The organism is Peribacillus sp. NPDC097895, from assembly GCF_050277555.1.
GTDB lineage: Bacteria > Bacillota > Bacilli > Bacillales > DSM-1321 > Peribacillus.
Genome location: NZ_JBNNSH010000002.1, coordinates 552,924 through 579,212, shown reverse-complemented (window position 1 = coordinate 579,212; position 26,289 = coordinate 552,924). Strand labels below are relative to the sequence as shown.

Genomic DNA, 26,289 nt, shown 5'->3' with positions numbered 1-26,289 from the left:
GAGGAGGGATATATAATGATTAAACATTCCTGGATTGCTATGGTTTTGCTTTGCTTGTTGCTATTCTTTTTTTTGATGCATGAAGTCCAGAGTGAGAATACTTTAACGTTTGATACATATATTACCGAACTTATTTCTGTAAGTGAAAATTCTTTTTGGTTCACTTTCTTCAAGTGGATTACCTATCTTGGGAAATCCATGTCCATTGGTTTTGGAAGCTTACTATGTGTTCTATATTTGTGGATAATAAAGAAGGATTATTGGACCATGGCCGTCTTCTCTATCGGAATCGCTGGGGGCGATGTATTAAATGGGTGGATAAAAAATCATATTCAAAGAGTGCGCCCTGAAAATCATTTGATGGAGACAGCTGGTTTCAGTTTTCCGAGTGGCCACGCAATGGTAGGCCTTCTTTTCTTCAGCATGGTTGCTTATTTAATTATTAAACAAGTTAAAGGTGACTCATTGAAATGGGCAGCGGGAATCGGTTTCGGTTGTCTAGTTCTGCTCATCGGGGTTAGCAGGATCGCTATGAAAGTTCATTTTCCAACTGATATCTTGGCAGGATTTGCACTAGGAGCTGCATATAGTTTAACCTTGTTTAATTTGTATAAGTTCTTAGGCAGGAGAGTACTTTGAAAAAAGGATTTTTAGCTAAAATATCTGTAAATACCTGTTACATTTCCCCGGAAATAATGAAGAAGTTTGTCGGATTGTTTTACGAGTTATAATCTTCAACAACAGAGCTATATCATTTTGGCAGTCCAAAATAAACTCTCGAAGAGCTTAAATCAAAGAGGCCCATCCTTGAGGGGATGGGCCTCTTATTAAGCAGCGATAGTTTATTCCTCGGAATCTTTCACCAATGTATACTGCGTTACGAAGGCTTCACCTGAAAACATCTTCTGGCTGGAATTCGTAACAGGAGGTTTGGAGTCACTATTATGCGCCTGCTGGAATGAACTGGATTTCTTCCAGTTCATAAAGTCTGATTGTTTTTCCCAAATCGTTAAGATAACATATGTTTCAGAGTTGATTGGGCGCAGGATACGAAGGGCAACGAAGCCTGGTTCATTTTCAATTAACCCAGCCCTGTTTTTAAAACGATGTTCAAATACCGGCCGTCCTTCCTCACTGACAGGGATATTGTTCATGACCACATATCCATGATCTTGAAGAGTTCCCTTCCCATCGACTACTTCATATTTACGTGGCGAGCTGAAGAGCGTTTTACCTGTTGTTTCATGTAAAAGTACTGTGTTTTGAGCATTCTGCATAAGTAATATTTTTTCATTCGGGTGCTTATCTTTTTTTAATTTCAAAAAATCATAAGTACCTGATGTGATGAATACATTCATAAATTCCCCTCCAATTCTTATATAGTATCTGTATACCCATTTTACCCAATGAATAGCGCTTTTACCATTTCCACTAATATAATTCTCAGACCTTGCACAAATGGACTTGGAAAACGTGTGAATTCCGTACAAAAACGTCGATTTTCTGACAAATAAATAGGTTGGCTATACTTCTATTATATAAAAAGCTATAGTTTAAGGAGATTCAATTTCAAATTCAACATCCTTCTGATATTCTATGTAAGTAATGAATAAAAATAGAAACGTGATTGCTTGAAAGGTGGATATTAATGTCTAAGGAAATTACGAATGATACATTTTTAAAAGCTGCTAGAGGAGAGAAATCGGATCATGTACCTGTTTGGTATATGCGCCAGGCTGGCCGTTCACAGCCGGAATATCGTAAATTGAAAGAAAAGTACTCCCTTTTTGAAATAACTCATCAGCCGGAAATATGCGCTTATGTGACGAGATTGCCAGTTGAACAATATGATGTAGATGCAGCGATTTTATATAAAGATATAATGACACCGCTACCAGCCATTGGAGTCGATGTGGAGATTAAGTCGGGTATCGGTCCAGTCATATCCAATCCGATCCAATCGGTGAAAGACGTTGAAAAACTAGGTGAATTGAATCCAGAGGAAGACATTCCATACGTGTTGGATACGATTAAACTATTGACCACAGAGCAATTGTCCGTTCCTTTGATTGGTTTTTCTGGTGCACCTTTCACCATTGCTTCATATATGATTGAAGGAGGCCCTTCCAAAAACTACAATAAGACAAAAGCTTTCATGTATTCAGAGCCAGTAGCCTGGTTTGCTTTAATGGATAAGTTAGCGGACATGATCATTATTTATGTTAAGTCACAAATAAAAGCAGGCGTCAAAGCCATCCAAATCTTTGATTCATGGGTGGGTGCATTGAACGTTGAAGATTACCGCGTATTCATCAAGCCAATCATGAATCGCATCTTTTCTTCATTACGTGAAGAAAATGTACCGCTAATCATGTTTGGGGTCGGTGCAAGTCACTTGGCACTGGAATGGAATGACCTCCCGATTGATGTAGTCGGGCTGGATTGGAGACTTCCAATTACTGAAGCTAGACAGATGGGTATACAGAAAACCGTTCAAGGAAACCTTGATCCGGCCCTGCTATTATCATCATGGGATGTTATAGAAGAGCGGACGAAACAGATCCTTGATCAGGGCATGCAACAGGATGGCTACATCTTTAATCTTGGACATGGGGTTTTCCCTTCCGTAAATCCGGAAACACTGAAGAGATTGACCACTTTCATCCATGAATATTCAGCAAAAAGGAATTAGCATGAGCGAACTGTTTGCTAAAAGACCTTAAATGGATGCACAATAAAAGAACGAAATTTTTAAAAGAGGTGTAGTTTCATGTCAAGAAAAAGAATGGGCCTTCTGGTCATGGCTTATGGTACCCCATACACAGAAGAGGATATTGAAAGATATTATACACATATTCGCCATGGAAGAAGACCTAGTGACGAATTGATTGCCGATCTAAAAGGCAGATATGAAGCGATCGGTGGATTGTCCCCGCTCGCGAAAATAACAGCAGGACAAGCTGAGGCCCTTGAAAAGCAATTGAATTCCATTCAGGAAGATATCGAATTCAAGGCATATTTAGGACTGAAACATATTGAACCTTTTGTTGAAGACGCCGTGAAACAAATGCATGATGACGGTATCAAAGAAGCGGTCAGTATTGTATTGGCGCCGCATTTCTCAACATTCAGTGTGAAGTCATATAATGGACGTGCTCAGGATGAAGCGGCTAAATTGGGTGACCTTACCATCACTTCTGTTGAGAGCTGGTATGACGAGCCGAAATTCATTCAATATTGGGTGAACCAAGTAAAAGAAGTAATAGGAAAAATGACTTCGGATGAGCGTGATAATTATGCTTTGATTGTGTCTGCACATAGTCTCCCTGAAAAGATATTACAATTAGGGGATCCATATCCAAATCAACTGCAAGAAACTGCGGACATGATTGCAAAAGGAGCAGGGGTCGTCAACTATGCAGTAGGCTGGCAAAGCGCTGGACAGACACCTGAACCATGGCTAGGACCAGATGTGCAGGATTTAACCAGAGATCTTCATCAAGCAAAAGGTTATAAAGCATTCATTTACATTCCTGTAGGATTTGTTGCCGAGCATCTTGAAGTTCTTTACGATAACGATTATGAATGTAAGGTTGTGACGGAAGATATTGGTGCAGGTTACTACCGACCGGATATGCCCAATGTTAAACCGGCATTCATCGATGCATTGGCCACAATCATCTTAAACAGATTACAGGAAAAATGATTAGTTAATAGGGGATATTCCCATTATCCATGATTGCGATTGGCTCTACATATTAAAATGAAGTTGAACCATGCTCTAGATCTGGACTAAACCTTTGGTATGGATGGGATGCAAGCTTGGAAACGATGCGTAAATTAAATAATCTAATCTTCAGTGGCTGTCCGGAAATGAGGATGGCCATTGTTTCACTAGGAGATAAATATTTGATTGAAAAGACTGAATATTTTTGGTAAGATATTATTGAACTTATTGACTGTTTTGTCCGTCTGGTCAGAATCGAGGTGGGAAATGTCTGTTGATCGTAAAAAATTAATTTTAGAAGCCGCGACTAAGTCGTTTTCACTTTTTGGATACAAAGCAACGACGATGGATCAAGTCGCTAAAATTGCCAATGTTGGAAAAGGGACCATTTATACCTTTTATAAAAATAAAGAAGAGCTGTTTAAAGAGATCGTTCAGCGGTTGATAGAGGAAATGAAATATGAGGCTGAACAATCTTTGGATAATCAACTCCACTTTTTTGAAAATCTACATCGAGCTGTGTATCGAATTCTGGAGTTTAGGCAGGAGCATCAATTATCTTTAAAACTTCTTCAGGAAGAGCGGGAAATTGGTACCCCGGCCGTTCAGGACATGGTTAATGAAATGGAAGAAGCCATCGTATCTTACATTAAGGAAAAACTTAAAATAGCGATTGATAAGGGCTATATACAGCCTTGTGATCCAGAGATAACTGCTTTCCTGATGCTAAAGATGTACCTTGCCCTTATTTATGATTGGGAGAGGAATCATGCCCCATTAGAGAAAGAGGAAATTGCCGAACTATTCAAAATATATTTATTCAAAGGATTATCCGCTCCGTGATAATTCTATTTTTTTTGCCAAAAAACGAAAAATAGAAAGAAGAGATACCGAACATTGGTATCTCTTCTTTCTATTTGGGGATAGTTTTCAGCTGCGAGACTGAACTTTATATGGGATCATCCACTAATTGGGAAGCGGATGGTGAAACACATAATTATTACTCTCCAGAAAGGCAATGATCACAGTGGTTTCCATAACATTCGTGCTGTTCTTCAATCTTTTTTCCGCAATCCGTGCATTGTTTAGGAGGCAGGTTTTTAAAGAACTCAACGCTACTTTGAATCATGAACATCATCTCCTGAATTTTATTGTTATTCTCTTTACTATGGTTTTATTGTATTATAACAGATTATCCATGTCAATCAATGTTTTATAACATAAGTAAAAAAGGTGAAATAAGGGCAAGAATAGTTTATATTAATGGGGAAGTCATTGAGAGAAAAAAGGAGTGCCTAAGCATGAAAATCACCGTAATTGGCTGCTGGGGCGGATATCCAGCTAAAAATGAGGCGAGCTCTGGTTATTTGCTTGAATATGAAGATTTTCGCATTCTGCTTGATTGTGGCAGCGGTGTTCTATCACAGTTGCAAAATCATATGAAGCCGGAGGATCTTGGTGCTGTTGTATTATCCCACTATCATCCGGATCATGTCGCGGATGTCGGTGTCCTGCAACACGCTGCGCTCATACAGCAGATATTGGGCAGTGACAAAAGGACCATTCCTATTTATGGACATGATTTAGATGAAGCTGAATTTAGGAAGTTAACTTATAAAGATGTGACTAAGGGGATAGCCTACTCTGTTGATGAACCCTTAACAATTGGACCGTGCAAATTTACGTTCATGAAAACAAAACATCCTGTCCCTTGTTATGCAATGAGGATAGAGGCAGAAAATCATTCAATTGTATACACAGGTGACAGCTCCTATATGGATGAGCTTGCGGATTTCGCTAAAGATGCCAATGTTTTATTATGTGAAAGTAATTTTTACAGTGATATGGATGGTTCAAAGGCGGGGCATATGACGGCTAGAGAAGCGGGCATGCTAGCCGAAAAAGCAGACGTCCAGCTTTTGCTGTTAACTCATCTCCCGCATTTTGGAGATCATAATCAACTGAAAAAAGAAGCATCCGAGGTATTCAAAAGGGAGATAGCTATAGCGAAAACCAATCTCGAATTCCAATTATAAATGAAGTATGAATGAAATCAGAAGGAGGAACAACTGTGCTTTTTATTGATAATAAGGGAATAACGGATCCAAGAATAAATCTGGCCATAGAAGAATATGCGCTTAAACATTTAAATATAGACGAAACCTATCTTCTTTTTTATATTAATCGCCCTTCAATCATCATAGGAAGGAATCAAAATACTATTGAAGAAATCAATGCCGATTATGTAGAGGGAAATGGCATTACTGTTGTTCGCCGTCTTTCAGGGGGCGGAGCGGTTTATCATGACTTGGGAAATCTCAATTTTAGTTTCATTACGAAAGATGACGGGGATAGCTTCCATAATTTTAAGAAGTTCACCCAGCCAGTCGTGGAGACTCTCGAGAAACTAGGAATACATGCTGAATTAAGCGGACGGAATGATATCCTTGCTGAAGGAAAGAAAATCTCTGGCAACGCGATGTTTTCAACGAAGGGCAGGATGTTCAGTCATGGTACTTTGTTGTTTCAATCAGAAATGGAGCATATTGTATCCGCTTTAAAAGTGAAAAAAGATAAAATCGAGTCCAAAGGGATTAAATCGATAAGGAGCCGCGTCGGAAATATAGCCGATTTTTTAAAAGAACCAATGTCCGTTGAAGAATTTCGTTCATTCCTTCTGCAAAATATTTTCCAAGATAGCGGTGAGGTTACAGAGTATGTTTTAACCGAGGCAGATTGGGAGAAGATACACAAAATCTCGGAAGAAAGATATCAAAACTGGGAGTGGAACTATGGAAAATCACCTAAATTCAACATGCAAAATTCTCATAGGTTCCCGGTAGGGTCTGTTGATATCCGTCTTGAAGTGAGTAGGGGTGTCATTGAAAACTGTAAAATCTACGGTGATTTCTTTGGGGTTGGAGAAGTAGCGGATATAGAACAAAAGCTTACTGGAACACGCTATGAAAAGGTTGCTATCAGCAGAGTATTAGATGAGATAGATGTTCGACATTATTTTGGCAATGTAACGAAAGAAGAAATATTGACTTTAATCTATTAAGCCTGAAAAGCCGTCCTGACTTACTAGGGCGCTTTTTTTGTGTCTAATAATGACAGTTATTGCTTGAATATGGATAAAATTGTTGCTGTAATCATTTTCTTTTAATATAATAAATATGTATTTAGTTTACTCTAAAAATGAATGGTGATTCATTCATGCTATTTGCAGGGGAGGGAGAACGATGAATTTATCCGAACAGCTTCATCAAACGGCTTTAGGAAAGGTCGATAAGCCAGCTTATTATTTTATGGATCAATCCACCTCATATGGGGAATTGGATCAAGCCGTTTCTAAGTTTGCAGACGAACTACATAAGCTTGGTGTTTCAAAAGGTGATAATGTTGCGCTGGTTTTAGGCAATTCTCCACACTTCATCATTTCATTGTATGGGGCTTTACGAGCAGGTGCTACCGTCATTCCCGTAAATCCGATTTACACACCTGATGAGATTGGATACATCCTGAATAACGGCGATGTAAAGGTCGTTGTGGCATTAGATAAGCTCTTACCCTTATTAGAAAAAATGAACCCGATCCTCTCAAGTGTAGATTCATATGTAATTTGTGAAACGCAGCCGGATAATGGTGATAGTAGCAAATTGAGCATCTACCCAAAAATGAAATCGTTTACAAAGATGGTTGAAAAGGGAGATGTCGGCTTCAAAGGCCCAGATCTGGACCCTGAAGATACGGCAATCATCCTCTATACTTCCGGGACAACAGGAAAACCAAAGGGGGCCATGCTCACACATACGAATATATTCTCCAATGCACATGATGTTGGTGAATATTTAAAAATCACGGAAAGTGACCGTGTCATAACGACATTGCCAATGTTCCATGTTTTCAGTTTAACAGTAGTAGTGAATGCCCCGTTGTTGAGCGGAGGTACGCTTTTAATTGTCCCGCAATTCAGTCCAAAAGAAATATTCAGGCAAATCAAAAAATATGAGGCAACCGTTTTTGCTGGAGTGCCAACGATGTATAATTTTCTTTACCAATATCCAGATGCGAAAGAAGACGATTTGAAGTCATTGCGTATATGCATTTCAGGTGGATCCGCCTTGCCAGTATCACTGCTTGAATCATTCGAGCGGAAATTTAAAGTAAGGGTGTCGGAAGGGTACGGATTATCCGAAGCATCCCCTGTTACCTGCTTCAATCCTTTGGACCGTCCAAGGAAGGCGGGATCCATCGGAACATCCATCCTTAGGGTGGAAAACAAAGTCGTCAACGAGCTTGGTGAAGAAGTGCCAATCAGTGGGGTAGGAGAATTGATTGTCAGAGGACCGAATGTAATGAAGGGGTATTATAAAATGCCTGAAGAAACGGCTGCTGTCTTGAAAGATGGCTGGTTATATACCGGCGACTTAGCCCGGATGGATGATGAAGGGTATTTTTTCATTGTAGACCGTAAGAAGGAGCTAATCATTGTCGGTGGCTATAATGTCTATCCACGTGAAGTGGAGGAAATTCTGTATGCCCACCCTGAAGTAGTTGAGGCAGCAGCTATAGGTGTGCCGGATCCAAATCAGGGAGAAGTGGTTCATTGCTTCGTGGTTAAGAAAAACAATGAATTGACCGAGGAAGAATTATTTGCCTATTGCTTGGAGCACTTGGCTAAATATAAGGTACCGGCAAAAATCGAGTTTTTGGATGAACTTCCAAAAAACACAACGGGTAAGATTTTACGGCGTTCTTTAAAAAAACATGTAATACAAAACTAAATAGTTTTAATCAATAGGGGACAATTGCCATTAATGAGCATTGGTCCCCTTTTTGTACAACCAAAGTGTATCGCGCTGCATAAAATATTTCAGGGAAGCTTAAAGCCTTGATTCTTGTTTCGAAAAGAGTTATGATTGTCATTAAAAATTTCCACATAATTGTAAGGAGGGGTTAGATGAGAGATGTAAAGCTTTTAGATATTTTTACACATCCCATTGCTCAAAAATACTTGAACCGTTCAGGTATGGCACACGCGATTGCGGTAGCATACCATTCGTTTCACCTAGCAAACGAATATAAAATAGATCCAGATATTGCAGCCAAAGCTGGACTATTGCATGATATGGGTCATTTTACCTGGTATCGCAATGGAAAGTGGGATTATGATCTATACAAACAAAATGATATCCATCCTATAAAAGGTGCAGAAAGAGCACATAAACTGTTAATCCGATTAGGAGAAAATCCGATAAAGGCAAAGACTATTTCCCTCGCCATTTTATTTCACACCGATTCGTTTTTACCTTCAAATGATATTATTCGTACACCTCTTCAGCAGGTCGTCAAATGGGCGGACGAAAAAGATGAAGAAGAGGGTGGAAAACACCATTACCGCAAAATTGATATTCACCGGGCAAAGGAAAGCATCATGAATCTGGATAAACTCATTGATGAGGAACAAAGAAAAAGGCTATCATCCTGAATGCAAACAGGCTGATAGCTTTTTTATTGTCAGGAAATCTGCTTTTTTCAAAATATTATTACAGTTTAAATTTTGATTTTACATGTATTTCACTTATATTGTTATCAAGAGAACTAATGATGTAAAATATAGACCAATAGAACTATTTCATGATACCTAATTAACAAATAATGAAAAGAACAGGAGAAGTTATGAAGTCAATTAAGCTAATGATATATGGTGGTCAAGGGAGGCTTAAGGGAATCATCGAAAAAGAAGAAGACATTGTGGTCATCGGAACCACTGAAAATGAAATGGAATTACTTAACCTTGTTAATACCGCATCAGCCATGGCTGATGTCATTCTTCTTGATGCCCAATCATCAGGGAAGTATGGACAAGAAGTAATGACGATTCTAAAGGAAACACATCCCTCCATCCCCGTCGTCATTTTTACCGCCTGTCCAGAAAATCACTACCTTATTGAAGCGATGTGTCATGGTGCGGCAGGTTATGTGCTACAGAGCAGTGGAATGAAACAATTGGTGATGGCAATCCGTCAATGCGCCAACGGGCAGATTGTCTATCCTGCTTCTTTTAAAGCTTTACTTATGAAGAGGCTTCAACAGGACGGTGAGGAAAAATCATCTATACCCGTGGATAAGGTTATAGAAAAGTTAGGGGCATTCTCTAAACGGGAGCATGAACTGCTTATTCTTCTCACCGAAGGTCAAACGAATCAGCAAATTTCCAAAAATCTATTTCTTTCCATTGGAACGGTGAAAAACTATGTCAGCCGGCTTTACAAAAAACTCAATGTTCGTAATCGCCCGGAGCTTATGGCACTTTTGTATCGTTTTCAAAAATAGCAGCATGAAGGGATGACTATCCAAGTAGAGTCTCTTCACTTCTTTTCATCCACTCAATAAATGACTTGCGACTTTATGGACCAATGCTCCTGCCTTGATTTCGAAAGAGCAAATTAAGAGGTTGCCACCTTTTAGTATCTTCAGTCATACCTCGAAATGTCTCCCCACACTCCATTTTTTTGTTCGTATGTGATTTTTTATTGATTTTATGGTTGAAAGGAAGTAAACGTTTTAGGAAAAAGTAATATAGGAGGTAAATGCGGTTCTAACCTGTCCATTTTGGATTAAACTATTAAGAGGGAGTTCATTTAAGGAGGGGCATCATGGTTAGAAAATGGGCTGGAAGAGCAATTGTACTATATATCCTTTATGCAGCGGTGATGTATTGGTATATTTTTTATGGAGCAGATACCTCCATTCCACAAGCATTGCGGGGGACAGCAGCGGATCCTGCAACATTTCTGAATGCAAGGGAATTAAAGCTTAGTGAAGAGTATTCAGGGCTGAGGAATTTTATTTTTTTTGTTTCTACTCCATATGAATGGCTGCTGTACTTTTTCATTTTATTATTTGGGTTTTCAAAAGCATTTGAAAAGTCATCTTTGGCCATCACGAGACGGAAAGTGATCCAAACAGGCATTTACTTATTCTGGATTTCTTTGATTTCTTATCTGGCACTATTCCCAATCAGATTCATTGGTTATCGGATGAGTAAAAGTTACCATATCAGCACACAAAGTTTCACCTCGTGGATGAAGGATGGAGTCATCGAATTCTGGGTGAACTTTGGCATGATGTTCATCATCGTTTCCGTTCTATATTGGTTAATGAAGAAAAGTGTGAAGAAGTGGTGGCTCTATGCTTGGATGTTGTCCATTCCATTTACTCTGTTCTTGATGTTTGTTCAGCCTGTATTGATTGATCCCTTGTATAATGAATTCTATCCACTTAAGAATAAAGAACTGGAAACAGAAATATTGGCATTGGCTTCACAGGCTGAAATTCCGGCTGAACACGTATATGAAGTAAACATGGCCGAAAAGACAAATGCCTTGAATGCATATGTGACAGGGATAGGTTCCAACTCAAGAATAGTCCTTTGGGATACGACCCTGAACAAACTGAAGGAAGATGAAATTCTTTTTATCATGGCACATGAAATGGCTCATTATGTGGAAAAACACATCTATATAGGAATTGCAGGTTATTTGGGGATGACCCTAGTCGGTTTGTGGCTGACATCGAAAATCATGAACTATATCATTAGGCGTTGGGGCCATTTGTTAAAGGTACGTTCGGTTGACAGTATCTCTTCACTTCCATTATTTCTTTTAATAACGGCTGTGCTGCTTTTTGCTTTGAGTCCGCTATCCAATTACGTGTCCAGATATGAAGAAACAAGGGCAGACCGTTATGCTATTGAAATGACCAGGGATAAAGAATCAGCAATCACCACATTCCAGGAACTCACCAGGTCGGGACTGAGTCAGGTGAATCCTCCATTCTTAGTGAAATGGCTGCGATATTCACATCCAACCATGCTCGAGCGGATTTCCACGATTGAAAATGCAGATACAAAGGGTGATTGAAAGCCAGCTGTATACAGCTGGCTTTTTTCTGATTTTTATATCGAAGAAAGTGGACGGGAATATGTATTTTCAGAAAAAACTATTATTTTATATATCTTTAGTTCTCCACTATAATAAATTAAATTCCCAGTTTGTTTTAAGGAGATCGGTTAATGTATAATGTATTTTTAATCACTATAGGCTCAGTGCTTATTGCCGTTGCCTACAACTTATTTTTGATACCTCATTTAATTTTAAGCAGCGGACTCAGTGGCATTGCGATTATGTTGGGAATCATTACCCCAGTCAACACAGGGATATTGAATTTTCTGTTGAACCTCCCATTGTTGATTCTTGGATACTTGAAATTGGGGAGACGCTTCATCACCTATACGATATTATCAGTTATCGTAATATCCGTCAGTTTATATCTCATTCCAGTGCATGGGATATCCACTGAACCAATTTTATCTTCTTTATTCGGCGGGATCATTTCCGGATTCGGCATAGGCATCATCTTTCGTGCTTCAGGTTCTTCCGGAGGGTTTGATATCATCGCCATGCTTTTGGCTAAGAAGAGCGACTTCCCACTTGGTTCATTGCTATCGGTGATGAATGCAGTTGTGGTGGTTATCTCAGGTTTCATCTTTGGTTGGGATGCGGCATTATATACATTGATTTCCATATATGCAGCAGGAAAAGTGATTGATACAATTCATTCCAATCACATTAAATTAACATTAATGATCGTTACCAAGAAGAGTGACGAAATGAAAACGAAGCTCCTGACTAACTTTTATCGGGGCATTACTGTCATGGACGGTGAAGGTGCATACTCTGGAGAAAAGAGTAAAGTAATGATGACAGTCATTACCCGTTACCAATTAACCGATGTAAAAACGATGATAAAAGAAGTGGATCCAAATGCTTTTGTCAATATAACCGAAACAGCCGAGGTCATGGGCATGTTTCATAAAGAATGATCATAAATAGAGAAAAGCCTCCCAACATTATGGGGGGCTTTTTTGATTATTAGGCTGTTTTTTAATCATGCATTTTAATTTCCAAACTGTTTTAGTAAAACGTTCATTTCAGAACTAAGCTTTAGGAATAAAGGTTTGTTTTTCGTATCCAAGGCTTCATCAATTTGTTTCGCAAGGATATTCTTTTTGGTAGTAAGGACGGATTCCAGAATAATCATATCAATTAACATTTCCTGAACGACTGCATCGTTTTTCATTTGGCTCATTGATAAGGACTTCACTGACTCTGAATAAGATTTTTCATTTTTCAAAGTTACCACCCCTGACCCTTTTTATTAGTATATGGATTTGAGTAGATAAAATCAACTGAAAATTCAAAAAATTATTTTTTTAATAGGGAATATGTCTTTTAGATGACGAAATGGCCACTTTATAAAAGAATTTTTAACTTTTTGTGAACTTCCTTTTTATCTTTACTGTTTGTGCTATTATTGTGGGGAATTTAACATATATTGACTAACTCCCTTCACCTTTTTTCTAAGGTGTATGCTTTGGTAAAGTAAAACAGTGATAACGATTATTATTTTTTACTATGAGGAAGAGGTGGATTAAAATTGAAGGAAAATAGCCAGGGAATCATTGAGGAATATGAAATCACGCCCTACACACTAATGGTTACGCCAATCAATTATGGCAATAAAATATATGCCCGTATCGTTGAAATGGAGGACGAGTTCATTTCCCCGTTTAAACCTATGGAGATTATCAAGAAAAGTTGTGAGTTCTTCGGATCAAGTTATGAAGGCCGCAAACAAGGAACAAAACAGCTCATAAACATCACACATAAAGCACCGATCGCGATTGATCCAACCAGTTCGATTTTCTTCTTTCCAACTACATCTCCGTTGCGTCCTCAATGCATCTGGTTATCACATGAGCATGTAGTATCATATGTTCGCAAAGATTCCAGACATACAACCGTCACATTCAGTAATAAACAAACCATCGATATCGAAGTATCATGCAGTTCTTTCGAAAACCAACTGCACCGGACATCCTTTTTAAAAACGAAACTGATCCAAAGGATAGAGGAAACAAAAAGAAAATCATTCTATCTGTTCACCGAAGCAAGAGGAGTCAAAGCTTCAGAGGGAATGTCAAAGTATATACCGCGTTAGAGATTAGGTGGAATGTAAGTTAGTGATGCAAGCAAACGGATTTATTAAAGCCCTTCTTATTAAAGAAGGGCTCCGGAATTAATCTTCAAATAACTCATCCATTAAGTCGTCAATTTCTTTTCTTAATTTTTCAGTGCCTTCTTTGGAGATGGTGATTTTATCACCATCGATAATCAGCATATCTCCTACTTTGGCTCCCTTAGGAAGAGAACTTTTAGGAAAATCCTTCAAATCCTTACCATCGATTTCAACGACAGCAATCTTTCCTTCGAAGCGATCAATAATTCCTTGTACCATTTATTTCACCGTCTTTACAGTAATTTTCTGACCTGTAGAAGTAAAAATAATGTTACCTGATTTATCTGTACGATATATTTTAGCTTTCACTGAATTCAATCGTTTTACAACAGTAGAAGTAGGGTGCCCATATCCATTTTTCCCTACACTGATTACGGCATATTTAGGTTTGGCTTTATTAATAAAGGCTGAGCTGGATGATGTATTAGCGCCATGATGACCAACTTTAAGTACATCCACACTAGGTACTAGCTTTTTAGCCAGCATATCTTTCTCAGATTTTTCTTCGGCATCCCCAGTAAACAAGAATGTCTTTTTGTCGTGTTTAAGTAAAAGTACAGCACTCCAGTCATTTAAGTCTGACTTAGCATAGTCTTTAACAGGTCCAATAAATTTTAATGACGAATTCTTTGCCTTAGTTGTAATTTCTACTCCAGTCTTAGCTGTTTTAATAGAAAGCTTTTTATTCTTAACAGCCTTTAAAAAGTCTTTGTATGCCTGCGTGGTGTGAGAAACTTTTGGTGCATACACAGATTTTACATTAAGTGATTTAATCACATAAGCTAAACCACCAACATGGTCAGCGTCGGGATGAGTGGATATTACTGCATTTAAAGTTTTCACTTTTTGTTCTTTTAAATAAGCAACAACCTCATCGCCTTTCCCTTTTCCACCACCATCAATAAGTACATTTTCGTTAGGTGTTTGAATTAGGATGGAATCCCCTTGTCCCACATTGATAAAGTGTACCTCCACATTTGATGCTGCCTCAGTTGTTTTGATTCCTGTAAATAAAGATAATACAAGAACAGCTACTAGTAGAATATTAATTTTTTTCATTTTTTCGCCTCCAGATAATAATTTAACATGTGGAATGGAAAAAAAGGGGATTTAGACATAATTTTCTTTGAATAAAAAATGAAATGGGCGTCAAACTCGGTGGTTAGGTAAAATAATCCCGGGTATTTATAATGAATAAAGTCTATTATTCTTACAGGTGATAAACTGAATTTTAGAGGAAAAATAGTTGAAGGGACTTTCAATGATGTCTGAAAACATGCTAGAGACTAAGCAATTAAAAGAATCACTATTAATATGACGAGTGAAAATTTCAGAAATATTATGGCTGAATGCTACAGAACCCAATTGCTAAAGCCATTCGAGGTTTTAATATACTTATATAGAGGTTAAAGTTTGTTGTTTTTTTAATTCAATCTAATAAACACGAAACAGCTCATAAACATCAAACATAAAGTACAAATCTTCGATTGATCCGTCCAGTTCGATTTTCATTTTTCAACTACATCTCCGTTGCGTCCTTCATGCATCAGATCAAACATTGCATGGTTATATAAGAAAAAAGGGGATTGGAGAAACTTTTCACGATCAAATAAAGGGGGGATAAGTTTGTAAGTGATTATATTCATAATTTGATAATATAATAGATAACTTCTATGTATCAACAGTTATGTTCAATATTTCACAAAAGTGTAAACCAAGGTGCTTTGCATAATGTTGGTTATAAGAGATTCAATTGATTTTCCATTTTATTCATCTTACCATTACATAATTGACTAATAATGACCAAATTAAATATAAGAGTGTGGATAATATTAATATTTCTTCTAATATAGGCTTATAACAATCTTTTGCAAAACGCTTTGCTGACTCTACAATGATAGTGTTAGGTTATAGTAAATGTACAGAATTAAAGAGGTGATAATAATGACGTTTAATTATGAACAGACGAGCCCTACCTATTATTCGTTAAGGACTGTGTCCTCGAAAATGTTTGCCTTAATCAGTAAGCAGCTAAATGTGCAAACGGCATATATAACAAAAAGAGGAGAAACGGCGATGACAGTCCTCAGTTCCTATAATAGGGAAGAGCAGATTATACCAGAAGGATATAGCGTCGAATATGGAGGGACATACTGCCGTTTAATCATTAAGAACGAAGGCGATGCTATGCATACAGTAAACTTAATGAAGGATGCCATAACAAGGGGGCTTGAAGTAACCGGTCAGTTAAATGTAAAAGGTTTCTTAGGAGTAACGTTAAAGGATTTGAAAGGGAATGTATTCGGGACCCTTTGTGTAATGGACAAGGAGGAAAAGGTGTTTTCAGAAGAAGATATTAACTTTCTGAAATCCATGGCAGACATTCTATCCCACATGATAGAGCTCGATCAAACAAAGTATAGCATGGGTTTTTTAAGCGTACCTATCATCCCGATCACTAAAGGCATTTCCATTCTTTCGATACAGGGCATTGTTGACGGCAATCGATCAGAGCAAATCATGAGTGATGTGTTACATTCTGCGGCGGATAATGATATTGGTTACTTTATTATTGATTTGTCGAAGCTCCTCGTTCAAGATAACTGTTTTCCCAACTTTCTCTTCAATATGATGAGTGCTCTTGGTTTGATGGGGGTGGAAACGATCATAACGGGTGTCACTCCAACCTTTGCCAAGGAGCATGTAAATAACTTTGATTTGAGGAATCTCAAAACTAAAATGGTTAAGGATATTCAGTATGCACTTGATTATATAGGTTATGCCTTGATCGAGAAGTAATATTTCATGGCAGTAAATCCATGGTTTTGAACCTATCCAATGATATTATTAGCAGGACAATGATAATGGAAAACCCAAACAGGTGAATGGAGGTAAGTGAGTCCTATCGATTTTGATCGTGATAAATTGAACTCACTTATCTCTTTAAAAAGCAGGGAAAAAGAGACACCTAATGGTTACATCCTCCATACAAATCCTAAGGCATCTGTTTCCTCACCCCCGAAAGGCTTTAATCATCCATAAACATCGTGTATATGTTAGGCTGGTCCCCTATCCCTTGAGCGGTGACTTCTCTCGAAAAAGTAATAGCATAACAAGTCTTCGGTTTTGTTGCGAAGGCGGGGATTGAAATAATTATGATGTTCCTCGTATCCTTTATATAAAAAACAATACATCGTGAAGGATTCATCGCGTTTGATTTCACTTACCTTAATATTCTCCTTGCGCAAATATCTCCGTACCTCGGCAAGGTCATCCTGAACGGCTTTTAAAATATGTTCAATTAGTTCCGAATAGGGCCTTTTTAATTTAAACGGACTAATTTCGATGACCTTGAGATCCCGGTTTAAGACTGTAATCACCATAGGGAGGTAGATGGCTTTTTCAATCATATTTCGGTCGCCTTCTGGAATGCGGGTCATCTCACCGCTCCTTTCTAAAAAAGCGCGTTTTTAATATGAATATGTATATTTTGTGAAAACAAGAACATATGTTCTGTTTTTTATCCTAATGTATTTTCAGTCGATATGCAAGAAGTATTAATAATAGTGAAATATTTGTTAATAAGATTATGTTTTCCCGAGTTAGGGAAAGTATGAAGATATATGGATAATAATTCTTGCAATTTCAGGGGAAAGTGTTATATCTAAAATAAACAGCTTTTTAATAAGTTTATGTTGCTTTGATGGCAGCATGTCGAGGGAGATAATTATGGACTTGGAGACTATACGTGAGTGGTTTACACTTGATAATATATCAGCACTTATTCAGCAATATCGCTCATTCGGTCCAATTCCTGGAATCTTACTGCCGATGCTGGAAGCATTTTTGCCCTTTTTACCCTTAGTGGTGTTCGTACTGGCTAATGCAACGGCTTTTGGTCTCTGGTGGGGGTTTTTATTTTCATGGATTGGTGCGGTAGCGGGGTCTTTTTTAATCTTTTTAGTTATTAGAAAATATGGTCAACTGAGGTTTTTTCGATTTTTGCAAAAACATAAGCAGGTACAGAGGTTGATGGTTTGGGTGGAAAGCCATGGATTCGGACCTTTGTTCATCCTGCTCTGCTTCCCTTTTACACCATCGGCCATCGTGAATATTGTGGCAGGTCTTTCAAAAGTCAGTCCCTTGCAATATGGACTGGCAGTTGTAGGTGGAAAAGCGGTGATGATTTTTACGATTAGCTTCGTCGGCTATGATTTAGTATCCTTAATACATAAGCCCATGCGTACGATCATTATCGGGATTGTCATTTTTATCCTCTGGTATGTGGGAAAAAGACTGGAAGTCCGGTTAAATAAAAGCATGAAGAGAGAAGAAGGACAATAAGTTAGTATATAAATGTAGTAGGGGTTGAACGAGATGGGAAAAACAAACAAGAATTCTTTATCCGATTGGATAAAAGCAACCATGATAGCTTTTGTTATTTACATCTTAATCCGTACATTTTTCTTTTCAAGCTATGATGTTGAAGGGAAATCGATGCAGCCGACCCTTGAAGATGGCGATAAACTTGTTGTGAATAAAATCAATTACCAGATTCAAGATATCAACCGTTTTGACATTATTGTTTTTCATGCCAATTCACAAGAAGATTATGTTAAACGAGTTATAGGAATTGCTGGTGACCGCATTCGTTATAAGGATGATTGGCTTTACGTAAATGGTGAGAAAGTGGAAGAGCCTTATCTTGAAAAAGTCAAGGCGGGTTTCCCTGGGCAAAATTTCACGGGTGACTTCACATTAAAAGAATTGACGGACATGACCACCGTCCCCGAGGGCAAGCTTTTTGTCATGGGTGATAACCGTCTTGAAAGTGCGGACAGCCGTCACTTTGGCTATATACCAGTTGAAAATGTTGTCGGTAAAGTCGATGTTCGATATTGGCCAATCAAAGAATTCAATTATAGATTTACAGGTGAATGATTGCAAAAGCCCGGAAAATTTGAGGGCTTTTTCTTTTGGGAAAAAAGCGAACGTACGATTGGTGTTTTTTTATGGGAAACGGTAAAATAATAGAAAGTAAATCTTAATTGGAAACAGAAACCTAGTCAAAAAGACGAAAGTATTTCTGTTATGATAGATCTAGATATTATGTTGTATAAGGGGGAAAAGAGATGTCACTCCGTTTTTTACTGGGAAGATCGGGTGCAGGGAAAACTTCGAATATATTGGACGAAATTCGTTCCAAATTGGCAGAAGATCCCGAAGGCAATCCAATCATTTATCTCGTTCCTGATCAAATGACGTTTCTATCTGAATATAAATTAGTTAAAACACCAGGTCTTGCGGGAATGATTCGGACGCAGGTTTTCAGTTTTAGCAGACTGGCTTGGCGCGTTCTTCAGGAAACTGGGGGAATGAGCCGCCTACATTTGGACAGCGTCGGCGTCAATATGCTGATAAGGAAAATCATGGATGATAAAAAAGATGAGCTAAAGATGTTTCGTCGATCGGCTGATAAGCAGGGGTTCATTGCACAGATGGAACTAATGCTGGCTGAGTTCAAGCAGTATTGCATCCAACCGGATGACATTCAAAACTATTTGACCGATACATCTGAGGCAGGCAGCGGAATTCAGGATAAACTGCATGACCTTGAATTGGTCTATCAGGCATTTGAGGATGAAATGGTTGGCAAATATTTAGATTCCGAAGACTATTTCACTTTACTTATTGAAAAAATGTCAGAGTCTTCATATATAAGGAGCGCCGATATTTATATCGATGGTTTTTATAGCTTGACACCACAGGAATTATTGATTGTGGAAGAAATGATGAAGCTGTGCAAGAGTGTAACGGTTTCGCTGACATTAGATCAGCCCTACAGACAATATGCCCCGGATGATTTGCAATTGTTCAGGCAGACGGGAAACCTGTATCATCACCTATATCAAGCTGGATTGAGAAATGATATACCAATTTCAGAGGATCGCATTTTAAAAGGAACGGAAAGGTTTGTAACGAGTCCAGGCCTGAATCATCTGGAAACTTATTTTGCCATTCGTCCTGCACGGACGTTTGAGCAGTCACCTGATGTAACGATTGCCCAGGCAGTTAATCGCAGAGCTGAAATTGAAGGCGTAGCCCGGGATATCTTGACACTGGTCAGGCAGAAGCAGCACCGTTTCCGTGATATTGCGATCTTAGTTCGTAATGGTGAAGCATACGCAGATATTTTACAAACCGTTTTTCGGGATTATAAAATTCCCTTGTTCGTCGATTCCAAACGGACCATGCTTAATCATCCTCTGATAGAACTGATTCGTTCCACTTTGGAGATCATCAATGGTTATTGGAGGTATGAACCGGTATTTCGAGCAATCAAGACGGAGCTTTTATTTCCGCTGCAAAAAAATCATGATAGGATGCGGGAGCAAGTGGATAAGCTCGAAAACTATGTGCTGGCCCGTGGAATCAAAGGGAGCAGGTGGACTTCGAAAGATCGTTGGACGTACCGGCGCTTCCGAGGGCTGGAACTGGAGGAACGGAACCAAACCGATAAGGAAATGAAGCTTGAGCAAGAGTTGAATGAGATGAAGCAATTATTTACCGAGCCCATCTTGAAGCTATCAAAACGTGTTAAAAAGGCTGATAATGGGAGGGAATTGTGCGAAGCCCTTTATCTATATCTTGAAGAATTGCACGTACCGGAAAAATTGGAAAAGCTGAAACAGGAGGCCGAAGAAGCAGGTGATTTGGTTTCGGCAAGAGAGCACGAACAAACGTGGAATGCGGTTGTCGATCTGTTAGACCAATTCGTTGAACTGCTAAGCGAAGAAAAGCTTTCCATGAAACAGTTTGCGGTAATCATTGAAGCTGGTTTGGAGTCTCTTGAATTTTCTTTGGTACCGCCGGCAATTGACCAAGTCCTTGTCGCTAATCTCGATTTATCCCGACTTGATGATGTGAAGACAGCTTTTGTTATCGGCTTGAATGAGGGGGTCTTGCCAGGAAAAGCTTTATCTGACGGGATTTTTTCCGATAGTGATCGTGAAGTGCTGTTAGCCGGTGGACTTGACGTTGCTCCAAGTTCAAAGGTGCGCCTCCTTGATGAGGAGTTTACGGCGTATAAAGCTTTTACTACACCTGCTGAGAGGCTTTATTTATCATATCCGCTTGCCGATGAGGAGGGAAAGGCGCTTTTACCTTCATCCTACCTAAAACGGGTAAGGGATGTACTGCCTAACGTTTCCGATGTGTATTATATGAACGATCCATCTGATCTGTCTGCTGAGGAACAGATGAAATACGCGGCAAATTACGATGTGGCCCTATCGTATCTGGCAGCCCAATTGCAGCTAAAAAAAAGGAACTATCCAATCCATACACTATGGTGGGATGTATATAATGCCATAATAGGGGATGAAGTGGTCGGTCCTTTTGCAACTAAGGTATTATCAAGTCTTTTTTACCAAAATAGAACGAAGAAATTATCAGAAGAAACAAGTAAGCAATTATATGGCGAGAGTATTCTTACAAGTGTCTCGAGAATGGAAATGTTCAATAGCTGCCCGTTTTCCCATTATGCCGCTCATGGTTTGAAATTGAGGGAAAGGCAAATTTTCCGATTGGATGCACCGGATATTGGTGAGATGTTCCATGGAGCGTTGAAAATGATTTCGGACTATTTAAATGAACATGATATTCCTTGGTCTACATTGACAAAGGAACAATGCTTGGAGTTGGCTAGAGTTGCCGTGGAAAGACTTGCTCCTAAACTTCAAAATCAAATTTTATTAAGTACGAACCGCCATCACTATTTGCGCAGGAAATTGGAACATGTAATTGGCCGTGCATCAATCGTATTAAGTGAACATGCAAAGGTGAGTGGCTTTGCTCCAGTTGGGTTAGAGCTCGGTTTCGGAAAAAATGGAGAGCTGCCGCCACTTTCGTTCACATTGAAAAATGGTACGAAGATGGAATTGATCGGACGGATAGACCGTGTGGATAAAGCGGAAGAAGGGGAGGGTGTCTATTTGCGCGTGCTCGATTATAAGTCGAGTGAAAAGGAACTGAACATGAGTGAAGTGTATTATGGACTTGCGCTGCAAATGTTGACATACCTTGATATCGTCGTTACCCATTCCAAGTCGCTTATAGGGAAAGAAGCCATTCCGGCCGGTGTTTTATATTTTCATGTGCATAATCCTGTTGTCAAATCCAAGGGAATGCTCAGTTTGGATAAAATTGAGGAAGAAATTTATAAAAGCTTTAAAATGAATGGACTTGTACTCGATCATTCAAATGTCATCCAGATGATGGATAACTCGCTTGATATTGAAAGTTCCGGTAAGTCGGATATCATTCCAGCTGGTTTTAAAAAGGATGGATCGCTTCTAGCTGCTTCCAAAGTTGCCAGCAGGGAAGAGTTTTCTCTACTGAATCATCACGTTCGCCGGGTTTATCAGGAGTCTGGTGATCGAATGGTCGATGGCGATGTGAACATAACGCCGTATAAATTAAAGGAAAGAACGCCGTGTACTTTTTGTTCCTTTAAATCGGTATGCCAATTCGACCAGTCACTGGAGGAGAATCAATTTAGGAATTTGACACAGAAGAAGCAAAATGATGTTCTTGATCTATTAAGAGGGGAGGGGGAGAGCGATGAGTAAAACGAAAATTCCTGTTCTGCCAGGAGACGTGACATGGACGGAAGATCAATGGAAGGCGATATGGGCTAAAGATCAGGACATTTTGGTTGCTGCCGCAGCTGGTTCCGGGAAAACTGCGGTGCTGGTCAATCGGATCATTCAAAAAGTCATTTCAGAAGAAGAGCCAATTGATGTGGATGAACTGCTTGTCGTTACATTCACCAATGCTTCGGCAGCCGAGATGCGCCATCGGATAAGTGAGGCATTAGAAAAAGCGATTAATGATAATCCGCATTCACAGCATCTGCGCAAGCAGTTGAGCCTGATTAACCGCGCCTCAATATCCACACTTCATTCCTTTTGTTTAGAGGTGATCAGGAAGTATTATTATTTGACGGAAATCGACCCAGGCTTCCGGATTGCAGATTCTACAGAGGTCCAGCTGCTCCGTGATGAAGTAATGGAAGAACTTTTCGAGGAGCAGTATGGTCAAAGTGATAATGAAGAGTTCTTTAATTTGGTTGATGCTTTCACAAGCGATCGAAACGATGATGCACTTCAGAATATTGTTCGGTCGCTGCATGATTTTTCGCAATCGAACCCTGATCCGGATCAATGGCTCAATGGTGCCGCCAGCATGTATGAGTTGGCGGATGATGATGGGATTGATGATCTTTCGTTTATCGATTCATTGAAATTTGATATTGGTTTACAATTGGACACCGCCAGGGATTTATTGGAGCGCTCGCTGGATTTGACTAAAGTCCCTGGGGGGCCGGCACCAAGGGCTGAGAACTATATAGCTGATCTTGCCCTTGTCGCCAAACTGTCGGAAGTGAAAGACCGCTCCTGGAACGATCTTTATGAAGAAATCCAAAGCGTGAAGTTTGGAACGGTGAAACGGCTTACTGGTGCCGATTTCATTAAAGAAGTAGCGGATGAGGCCACGAAGTATCGTGATAAGGCGAAGAAAATCATTAAATCGCTGCAGGAAGAGTTATTTTCTCGTAAACCGGAAAGTTATCTGCGCGATATTAGGGAGCTTAAGGGGTATGTCGATACACTTATAAAGCTTGTTAAACAATTTGATGATCGTTTCTTCGCTGCAAAAGCAGAAAAGAACTTGGTGGATTTCGCCGATTTGGAACATTATTGTCTTCAAATTTTGACAGGGGAAACCGTGAATGGTGAAAGAAAACCATCAGCTGCGGCTATTGAATACAGAAACCAATTCAAAGAGGTCCTAGTTGATGAGTATCAGGATACGAATCTGGTTCAGGAATCCATTTTAAAACTGGTGACGGCAGATGGCGAATATAGTGGGAATCTTTTTATGGTGGGCGATGTCAAGCAGTCCATTTACCGATTCAGGCTTGCTGAACCGAATCTCTTCCTTGGAAAGTACACACGCTTTACCCGTGATGGGATTGAATCCGGCCTGAAGATTGATCTAAACCGGAATTTCCGGAGCCGTAAGGAAGTTCTCGATGGGACGAATTTCTTGTTTCAACAGTTGATGGGGATTACAGTCGGGGAGATTGATTATGATGAAGACGCCCAATTGAAAAAAGGTGCGCCATATCCCGAAGATCATCCAAACCCTATCGAGCTCCATTTAATTGATGGAACAGCCGATCCAGAAGCAATTTCGGAATCGGAAGGGGCGGAAAGCGGGTTTGAGGCCGAGGAACTTGAAAAAGCGCAGCTAGAAGCAAGGCAGATGGCCAAGCTCATTAAAAAGGCTATAAGCGAAAAGCATCGGATATATGATATGAAAGCTCAAAAGTACCGTTCTGCCACTTATCGTGATATGGTCATTCTTCTTCGTTCGATGCCATGGGCACCGCAAATCATGGAGGAATTTAAAAAGCAGGGGATTCCAGTCTACGCCAACTTGTCGACAGGGTATTTTGAAGCGACCGAAGTGGCGATCATGATTTCCTTATTGAAGGTGATTGATAATCCTCAACAGGATATCCCTTTGGCATCCGTTCTCCGTTCGCCTATCGTCGGGATGGATGAAGAAGAAATGTCACAGGTGCGTTTATTCCATACAGGCAGCTATTATGAAGCCTTAGCTGATTTTTACAGAAAGAGTGATTCGGAAGAACATCCAGGGCTTTATGAAAAAGCCTCGGCTTTTTATAAAAAACTAGTAAAGTGGAGGAAGCTTGCCAGGCAGGAAGCATTATCCGATTTGATCTGGCTTCTATATCGTGAAACGCAGTTCTATGATTTTGCAGGAGGGATGCCGGGGGGCAAACAGCGTCAGGCCAATTTAAGAGCGTTGTATGACAGGGCAAGGCAATATGAAGCAAGTTCTTTCCGAGGTCTATTCCGTTTCTTGCGCTTCATAGAAAGGATGCAGGAACGTGGAGATGATTTAGGAGCAGCTCGGGCATTAGGGGAACAGGAAGATGTAGTCCGCCTGATGACGATTCACTCATCAAAGGGCCTTGAGTTCCCGATCGTGTTTATTGCCGGTCTTTCCAAGCAATTCAATATGATGGATTTACGAAAGCCATATTTACTGGATAAGGATTATGGATTTGCTGCCAAGTACGTGAATTCCGAATTACGGATAACCTATCCATCCCTCCCACAATTGGCTTTTAAGAAAAAAAAGCAGCTTGAATTAATTGCGGAGGAGATGCGTGTCCTCTACGTGGCGCTTACAAGAGCTAAGGAAAAGCTTTACTTAATCGCCAGCATCAATGATGCAGAAAAAACGCAGCAGAACTGGGCAAGTAATGCGGCACATGGAGAGTGGCTTTTAAAGGACTATGTACGGGCGGGTGCAAAAAGCTATCTTGATTGGATTGGTCCATCCCTTGTACGTCATCGGGATTCTCTTGGTGCTGCAGGTCTTGGCTTGGAAATGGAGTCGCATCCATCGAACTGGTCCATTTCTGTCATTCCAAGTGATGAGCTTGCCGTTCTGGATGTTGAAGAGGCACAAGTACAGGAGCAAATACTTGAGCATGTCCAGAAATCAGAGAAGATCGAAATGGTTTCCGAATTTTATGATGATATCAAAGAACAGCTCGAATGGGAGTATCCTGAGCATGAGGCGTCTGTGCATCGGTCCAAGCAATCCGTTTCTGAACTAAAACGTCAATATGAACTCAGGGACGAGCAAAGTTCCACAGAGCTGTTACGTAAATTTAAGCGTCCTATTACGAAGCGCCCGACATTCATGCAAGAAAAATCACTAACTCCTGCTGAAAGGGGTACGATTACACATCTAGTCATGCAGCATATCGATCTATCCAAAGAGATTACCATTCAATCGATTCAGAAGTTGATGGTTGACTTGATTCAGCGTGAGTTGTTGACGGAGGAACAGAAAGAAGCTGTGAATCCGGAAACGATTGTCGATTTCTTTGACAGTGAAATCGGCCAAAGAATGCAAAATGCCCTGAGTATTCGCCGTGAAGTGCCATTTACGATGTCGTTGCCGGCTAACGAAGCTTACAGCGATTGGACAACTGGCGAAGAGGAAATCCTTATCCAGGGTGTGATTGATTGTATTTTTGAGGATGAACAAGGTCTTGTGCTGCTGGATTATAAAACGGATACAATTACCGGCCGTTATGCTAGCGGTTATGATGGGGCTAAAGAGATTCTTGCCGATCGATACCGGGTGCAGCTCCAGCTATATACGAGGGCTGTCGAAGGGATATTGAATAAGAAAGTAACCAGCCGTTATTTATTTTTCTTTGACGGATCGCATTTATTGGAAGTGTAAGAGACTATTTTTGCACAAGTATTTATCATGCTAGTAAAATAGGACAAAGAAAAAGCCTC

At 39.6% G+C, this 26,289-nt stretch carries 23 protein-coding genes; 17 read left to right on the top strand and 6 right to left on the bottom strand.

Annotated elements, in window-relative coordinates; all coding sequences use genetic code 11:
- Positions 1-15: 15 nt before the first annotated feature.
- Positions 16-639 carry a phosphatase PAP2 family protein gene (locus ACQKMH_RS14150; protein WP_427588145.1) on the top strand — a complete coding sequence of 208 codons (624 nt, stop codon included), beginning with the start codon at positions 16-18 and terminating at the stop codon, positions 637-639.
- Between the two features lie 203 nt (positions 640-842).
- On the opposite strand, the gene ACQKMH_RS14145 is transcribed toward ACQKMH_RS14150, so the two are convergent.
- Positions 843-1,358, bottom strand: a complete 516-nt coding sequence (locus ACQKMH_RS14145; protein ID WP_427588144.1) for an antibiotic biosynthesis monooxygenase family protein — start codon at positions 1,356-1,358, stop codon at positions 843-845.
- A 290-nt stretch (positions 1,359-1,648) separates the two neighbouring features.
- Here ACQKMH_RS14145 and hemE point away from each other — a divergent pair, with 290 nt between their 5' ends.
- The 3 genes from hemE (at position 1,649) to ACQKMH_RS14130 (ending at position 4,570) form a co-directional block, all read left to right on the top strand.
- Positions 1,649-2,692 (top strand): uroporphyrinogen decarboxylase, encoded by a 1,044-nt coding sequence (gene hemE / locus ACQKMH_RS14140; protein ID WP_427588143.1) that lies wholly within the window; start codon positions 1,649-1,651, stop codon positions 2,690-2,692.
- A 78-nt stretch (positions 2,693-2,770) separates the two neighbouring features.
- A complete protein-coding gene (hemH, locus tag ACQKMH_RS14135; protein WP_427588142.1) occupies positions 2,771-3,706 on the top strand; it encodes a ferrochelatase in 936 nt (311 codons plus the stop codon).
- A gap of 288 nt (positions 3,707-3,994) precedes the next feature.
- On the top strand, positions 3,995-4,570 hold the full coding sequence (locus ACQKMH_RS14130; RefSeq protein WP_427588513.1) for a TetR/AcrR family transcriptional regulator: 576 nt from the start codon (positions 3,995-3,997) through the stop codon (positions 4,568-4,570).
- Positions 4,571-4,727: 157 nt separating this feature from the next.
- Here the strand turns inward: ACQKMH_RS14130 and yhfH are convergent, their stop codons facing one another.
- Positions 4,728-4,856, bottom strand: coding sequence for a protein YhfH (gene yhfH, locus ACQKMH_RS14125; protein ID WP_230158609.1), 129 nt, complete (start codon positions 4,854-4,856; stop codon positions 4,728-4,730).
- A 172-nt stretch (positions 4,857-5,028) separates the two neighbouring features.
- Between yhfH and ACQKMH_RS14120 the strand changes: the two genes are divergently transcribed.
- From ACQKMH_RS14120 to ACQKMH_RS14090, 7 genes are all read left to right on the top strand, one after another.
- On the top strand, positions 5,029-5,763 hold the full coding sequence (locus ACQKMH_RS14120; protein ID WP_427588141.1) for an MBL fold metallo-hydrolase: 735 nt from the start codon (positions 5,029-5,031) through the stop codon (positions 5,761-5,763).
- Between the two features lie 35 nt (positions 5,764-5,798).
- Positions 5,799-6,788, top strand: coding sequence for a lipoate--protein ligase (locus ACQKMH_RS14115; protein WP_427588140.1), 990 nt, complete (start codon positions 5,799-5,801; stop codon positions 6,786-6,788).
- 181 nt (positions 6,789-6,969) lie between these two features.
- Positions 6,970-8,514: a fatty acid--CoA ligase family protein gene (locus tag ACQKMH_RS14110; RefSeq protein ID WP_427588139.1), complete on the top strand. Its 1,545-nt coding sequence runs from the start codon at positions 6,970-6,972 to the stop codon at positions 8,512-8,514.
- Positions 8,515-8,690: 176 nt separating this feature from the next.
- Complete coding sequence (locus tag ACQKMH_RS14105; protein ID WP_427588138.1) at positions 8,691-9,218, top strand: HD domain-containing protein; 528 nt, start codon at positions 8,691-8,693, stop codon at positions 9,216-9,218.
- A 191-nt stretch (positions 9,219-9,409) separates the two neighbouring features.
- Positions 9,410-10,066 (top strand): LuxR C-terminal-related transcriptional regulator, encoded by a 657-nt coding sequence (locus tag ACQKMH_RS14100; RefSeq protein WP_427588137.1) that lies wholly within the window; start codon positions 9,410-9,412, stop codon positions 10,064-10,066.
- A gap of 323 nt (positions 10,067-10,389) precedes the next feature.
- Complete coding sequence (locus tag ACQKMH_RS14095) at positions 10,390-11,655, top strand: M48 family metallopeptidase (protein WP_427588136.1); 1,266 nt, start codon at positions 10,390-10,392, stop codon at positions 11,653-11,655.
- A 152-nt stretch (positions 11,656-11,807) separates the two neighbouring features.
- Positions 11,808-12,617 (top strand): YitT family protein, encoded by an 810-nt coding sequence (locus tag ACQKMH_RS14090; RefSeq protein ID WP_427588135.1) that lies wholly within the window; start codon positions 11,808-11,810, stop codon positions 12,615-12,617.
- Positions 12,618-12,691: 74 nt separating this feature from the next.
- Here ACQKMH_RS14090 and ACQKMH_RS14085 read toward each other — a convergent pair whose 3' ends face one another.
- Positions 12,692-12,928 (bottom strand): IDEAL domain-containing protein, encoded by a 237-nt coding sequence (locus ACQKMH_RS14085; protein ID WP_427588134.1) that lies wholly within the window; start codon positions 12,926-12,928, stop codon positions 12,692-12,694.
- 303 nt (positions 12,929-13,231) lie between these two features.
- Between ACQKMH_RS14085 and ACQKMH_RS14080 the strand changes: the two genes are divergently transcribed.
- Positions 13,232-13,795 carry a competence protein ComK gene (locus ACQKMH_RS14080; protein ID WP_427588133.1) on the top strand — a complete coding sequence of 188 codons (564 nt, stop codon included), beginning with the start codon at positions 13,232-13,234 and terminating at the stop codon, positions 13,793-13,795.
- Positions 13,796-13,873: 78 nt separating this feature from the next.
- On the opposite strand, the gene ACQKMH_RS14075 is transcribed toward ACQKMH_RS14080, so the two are convergent.
- Complete coding sequence (locus ACQKMH_RS14075) at positions 13,874-14,092, bottom strand: DUF3006 domain-containing protein (RefSeq protein WP_427588132.1); 219 nt, start codon at positions 14,090-14,092, stop codon at positions 13,874-13,876.
- Positions 14,093-14,932 (bottom strand): ComEC/Rec2 family competence protein, encoded by an 840-nt coding sequence (locus ACQKMH_RS14070; RefSeq protein ID WP_427588131.1) that lies wholly within the window; start codon positions 14,930-14,932, stop codon positions 14,093-14,095.
- Positions 14,933-15,817: 885 nt separating this feature from the next.
- On the opposite strand from ACQKMH_RS14070, the gene ACQKMH_RS14065 reads away from it, so the two are divergent.
- Positions 15,818-16,672 (top strand): STAS domain-containing protein, encoded by an 855-nt coding sequence (locus ACQKMH_RS14065; RefSeq protein WP_427588130.1) that lies wholly within the window; start codon positions 15,818-15,820, stop codon positions 16,670-16,672.
- A gap of 257 nt (positions 16,673-16,929) precedes the next feature.
- Here the strand turns inward: ACQKMH_RS14065 and ACQKMH_RS14060 are convergent, their stop codons facing one another.
- The gene (locus ACQKMH_RS14060) at positions 16,930-17,313 is read right to left on the bottom strand and encodes a hypothetical protein (protein ID WP_427588129.1); all 384 of its coding nucleotides are present in this window, start codon (positions 17,311-17,313) and stop codon (positions 16,930-16,932) included.
- A 289-nt stretch (positions 17,314-17,602) separates the two neighbouring features.
- Here ACQKMH_RS14060 and ACQKMH_RS14055 point away from each other — a divergent pair, with 289 nt between their 5' ends.
- The 4 genes from ACQKMH_RS14055 to addA all read left to right on the top strand — a co-directional run bounded on the left by ACQKMH_RS14055 (position 17,603) and on the right by addA (position 26,230).
- On the top strand, positions 17,603-18,217 hold the full coding sequence (locus tag ACQKMH_RS14055) for a TVP38/TMEM64 family protein (RefSeq protein WP_427588128.1): 615 nt from the start codon (positions 17,603-17,605) through the stop codon (positions 18,215-18,217).
- 33 nt (positions 18,218-18,250) lie between these two features.
- Positions 18,251-18,814 (top strand): signal peptidase I, encoded by a 564-nt coding sequence (gene lepB, locus ACQKMH_RS14050; RefSeq protein WP_427588127.1) that lies wholly within the window; start codon positions 18,251-18,253, stop codon positions 18,812-18,814.
- A gap of 191 nt (positions 18,815-19,005) precedes the next feature.
- Positions 19,006-22,503 (top strand): helicase-exonuclease AddAB subunit AddB, encoded by a 3,498-nt coding sequence (gene addB / locus ACQKMH_RS14045; protein ID WP_427588126.1) that lies wholly within the window; start codon positions 19,006-19,008, stop codon positions 22,501-22,503.
- The gene (gene addA, locus ACQKMH_RS14040; protein ID WP_427588125.1) at positions 22,496-26,230 is read left to right on the top strand and encodes a helicase-exonuclease AddAB subunit AddA; all 3,735 of its coding nucleotides are present in this window, start codon (positions 22,496-22,498) and stop codon (positions 26,228-26,230) included. Before addB ends, addA begins: the two co-directional genes overlap by 8 nt.
- The last annotated feature ends 59 nt before the right edge of the window (positions 26,231-26,289 follow it).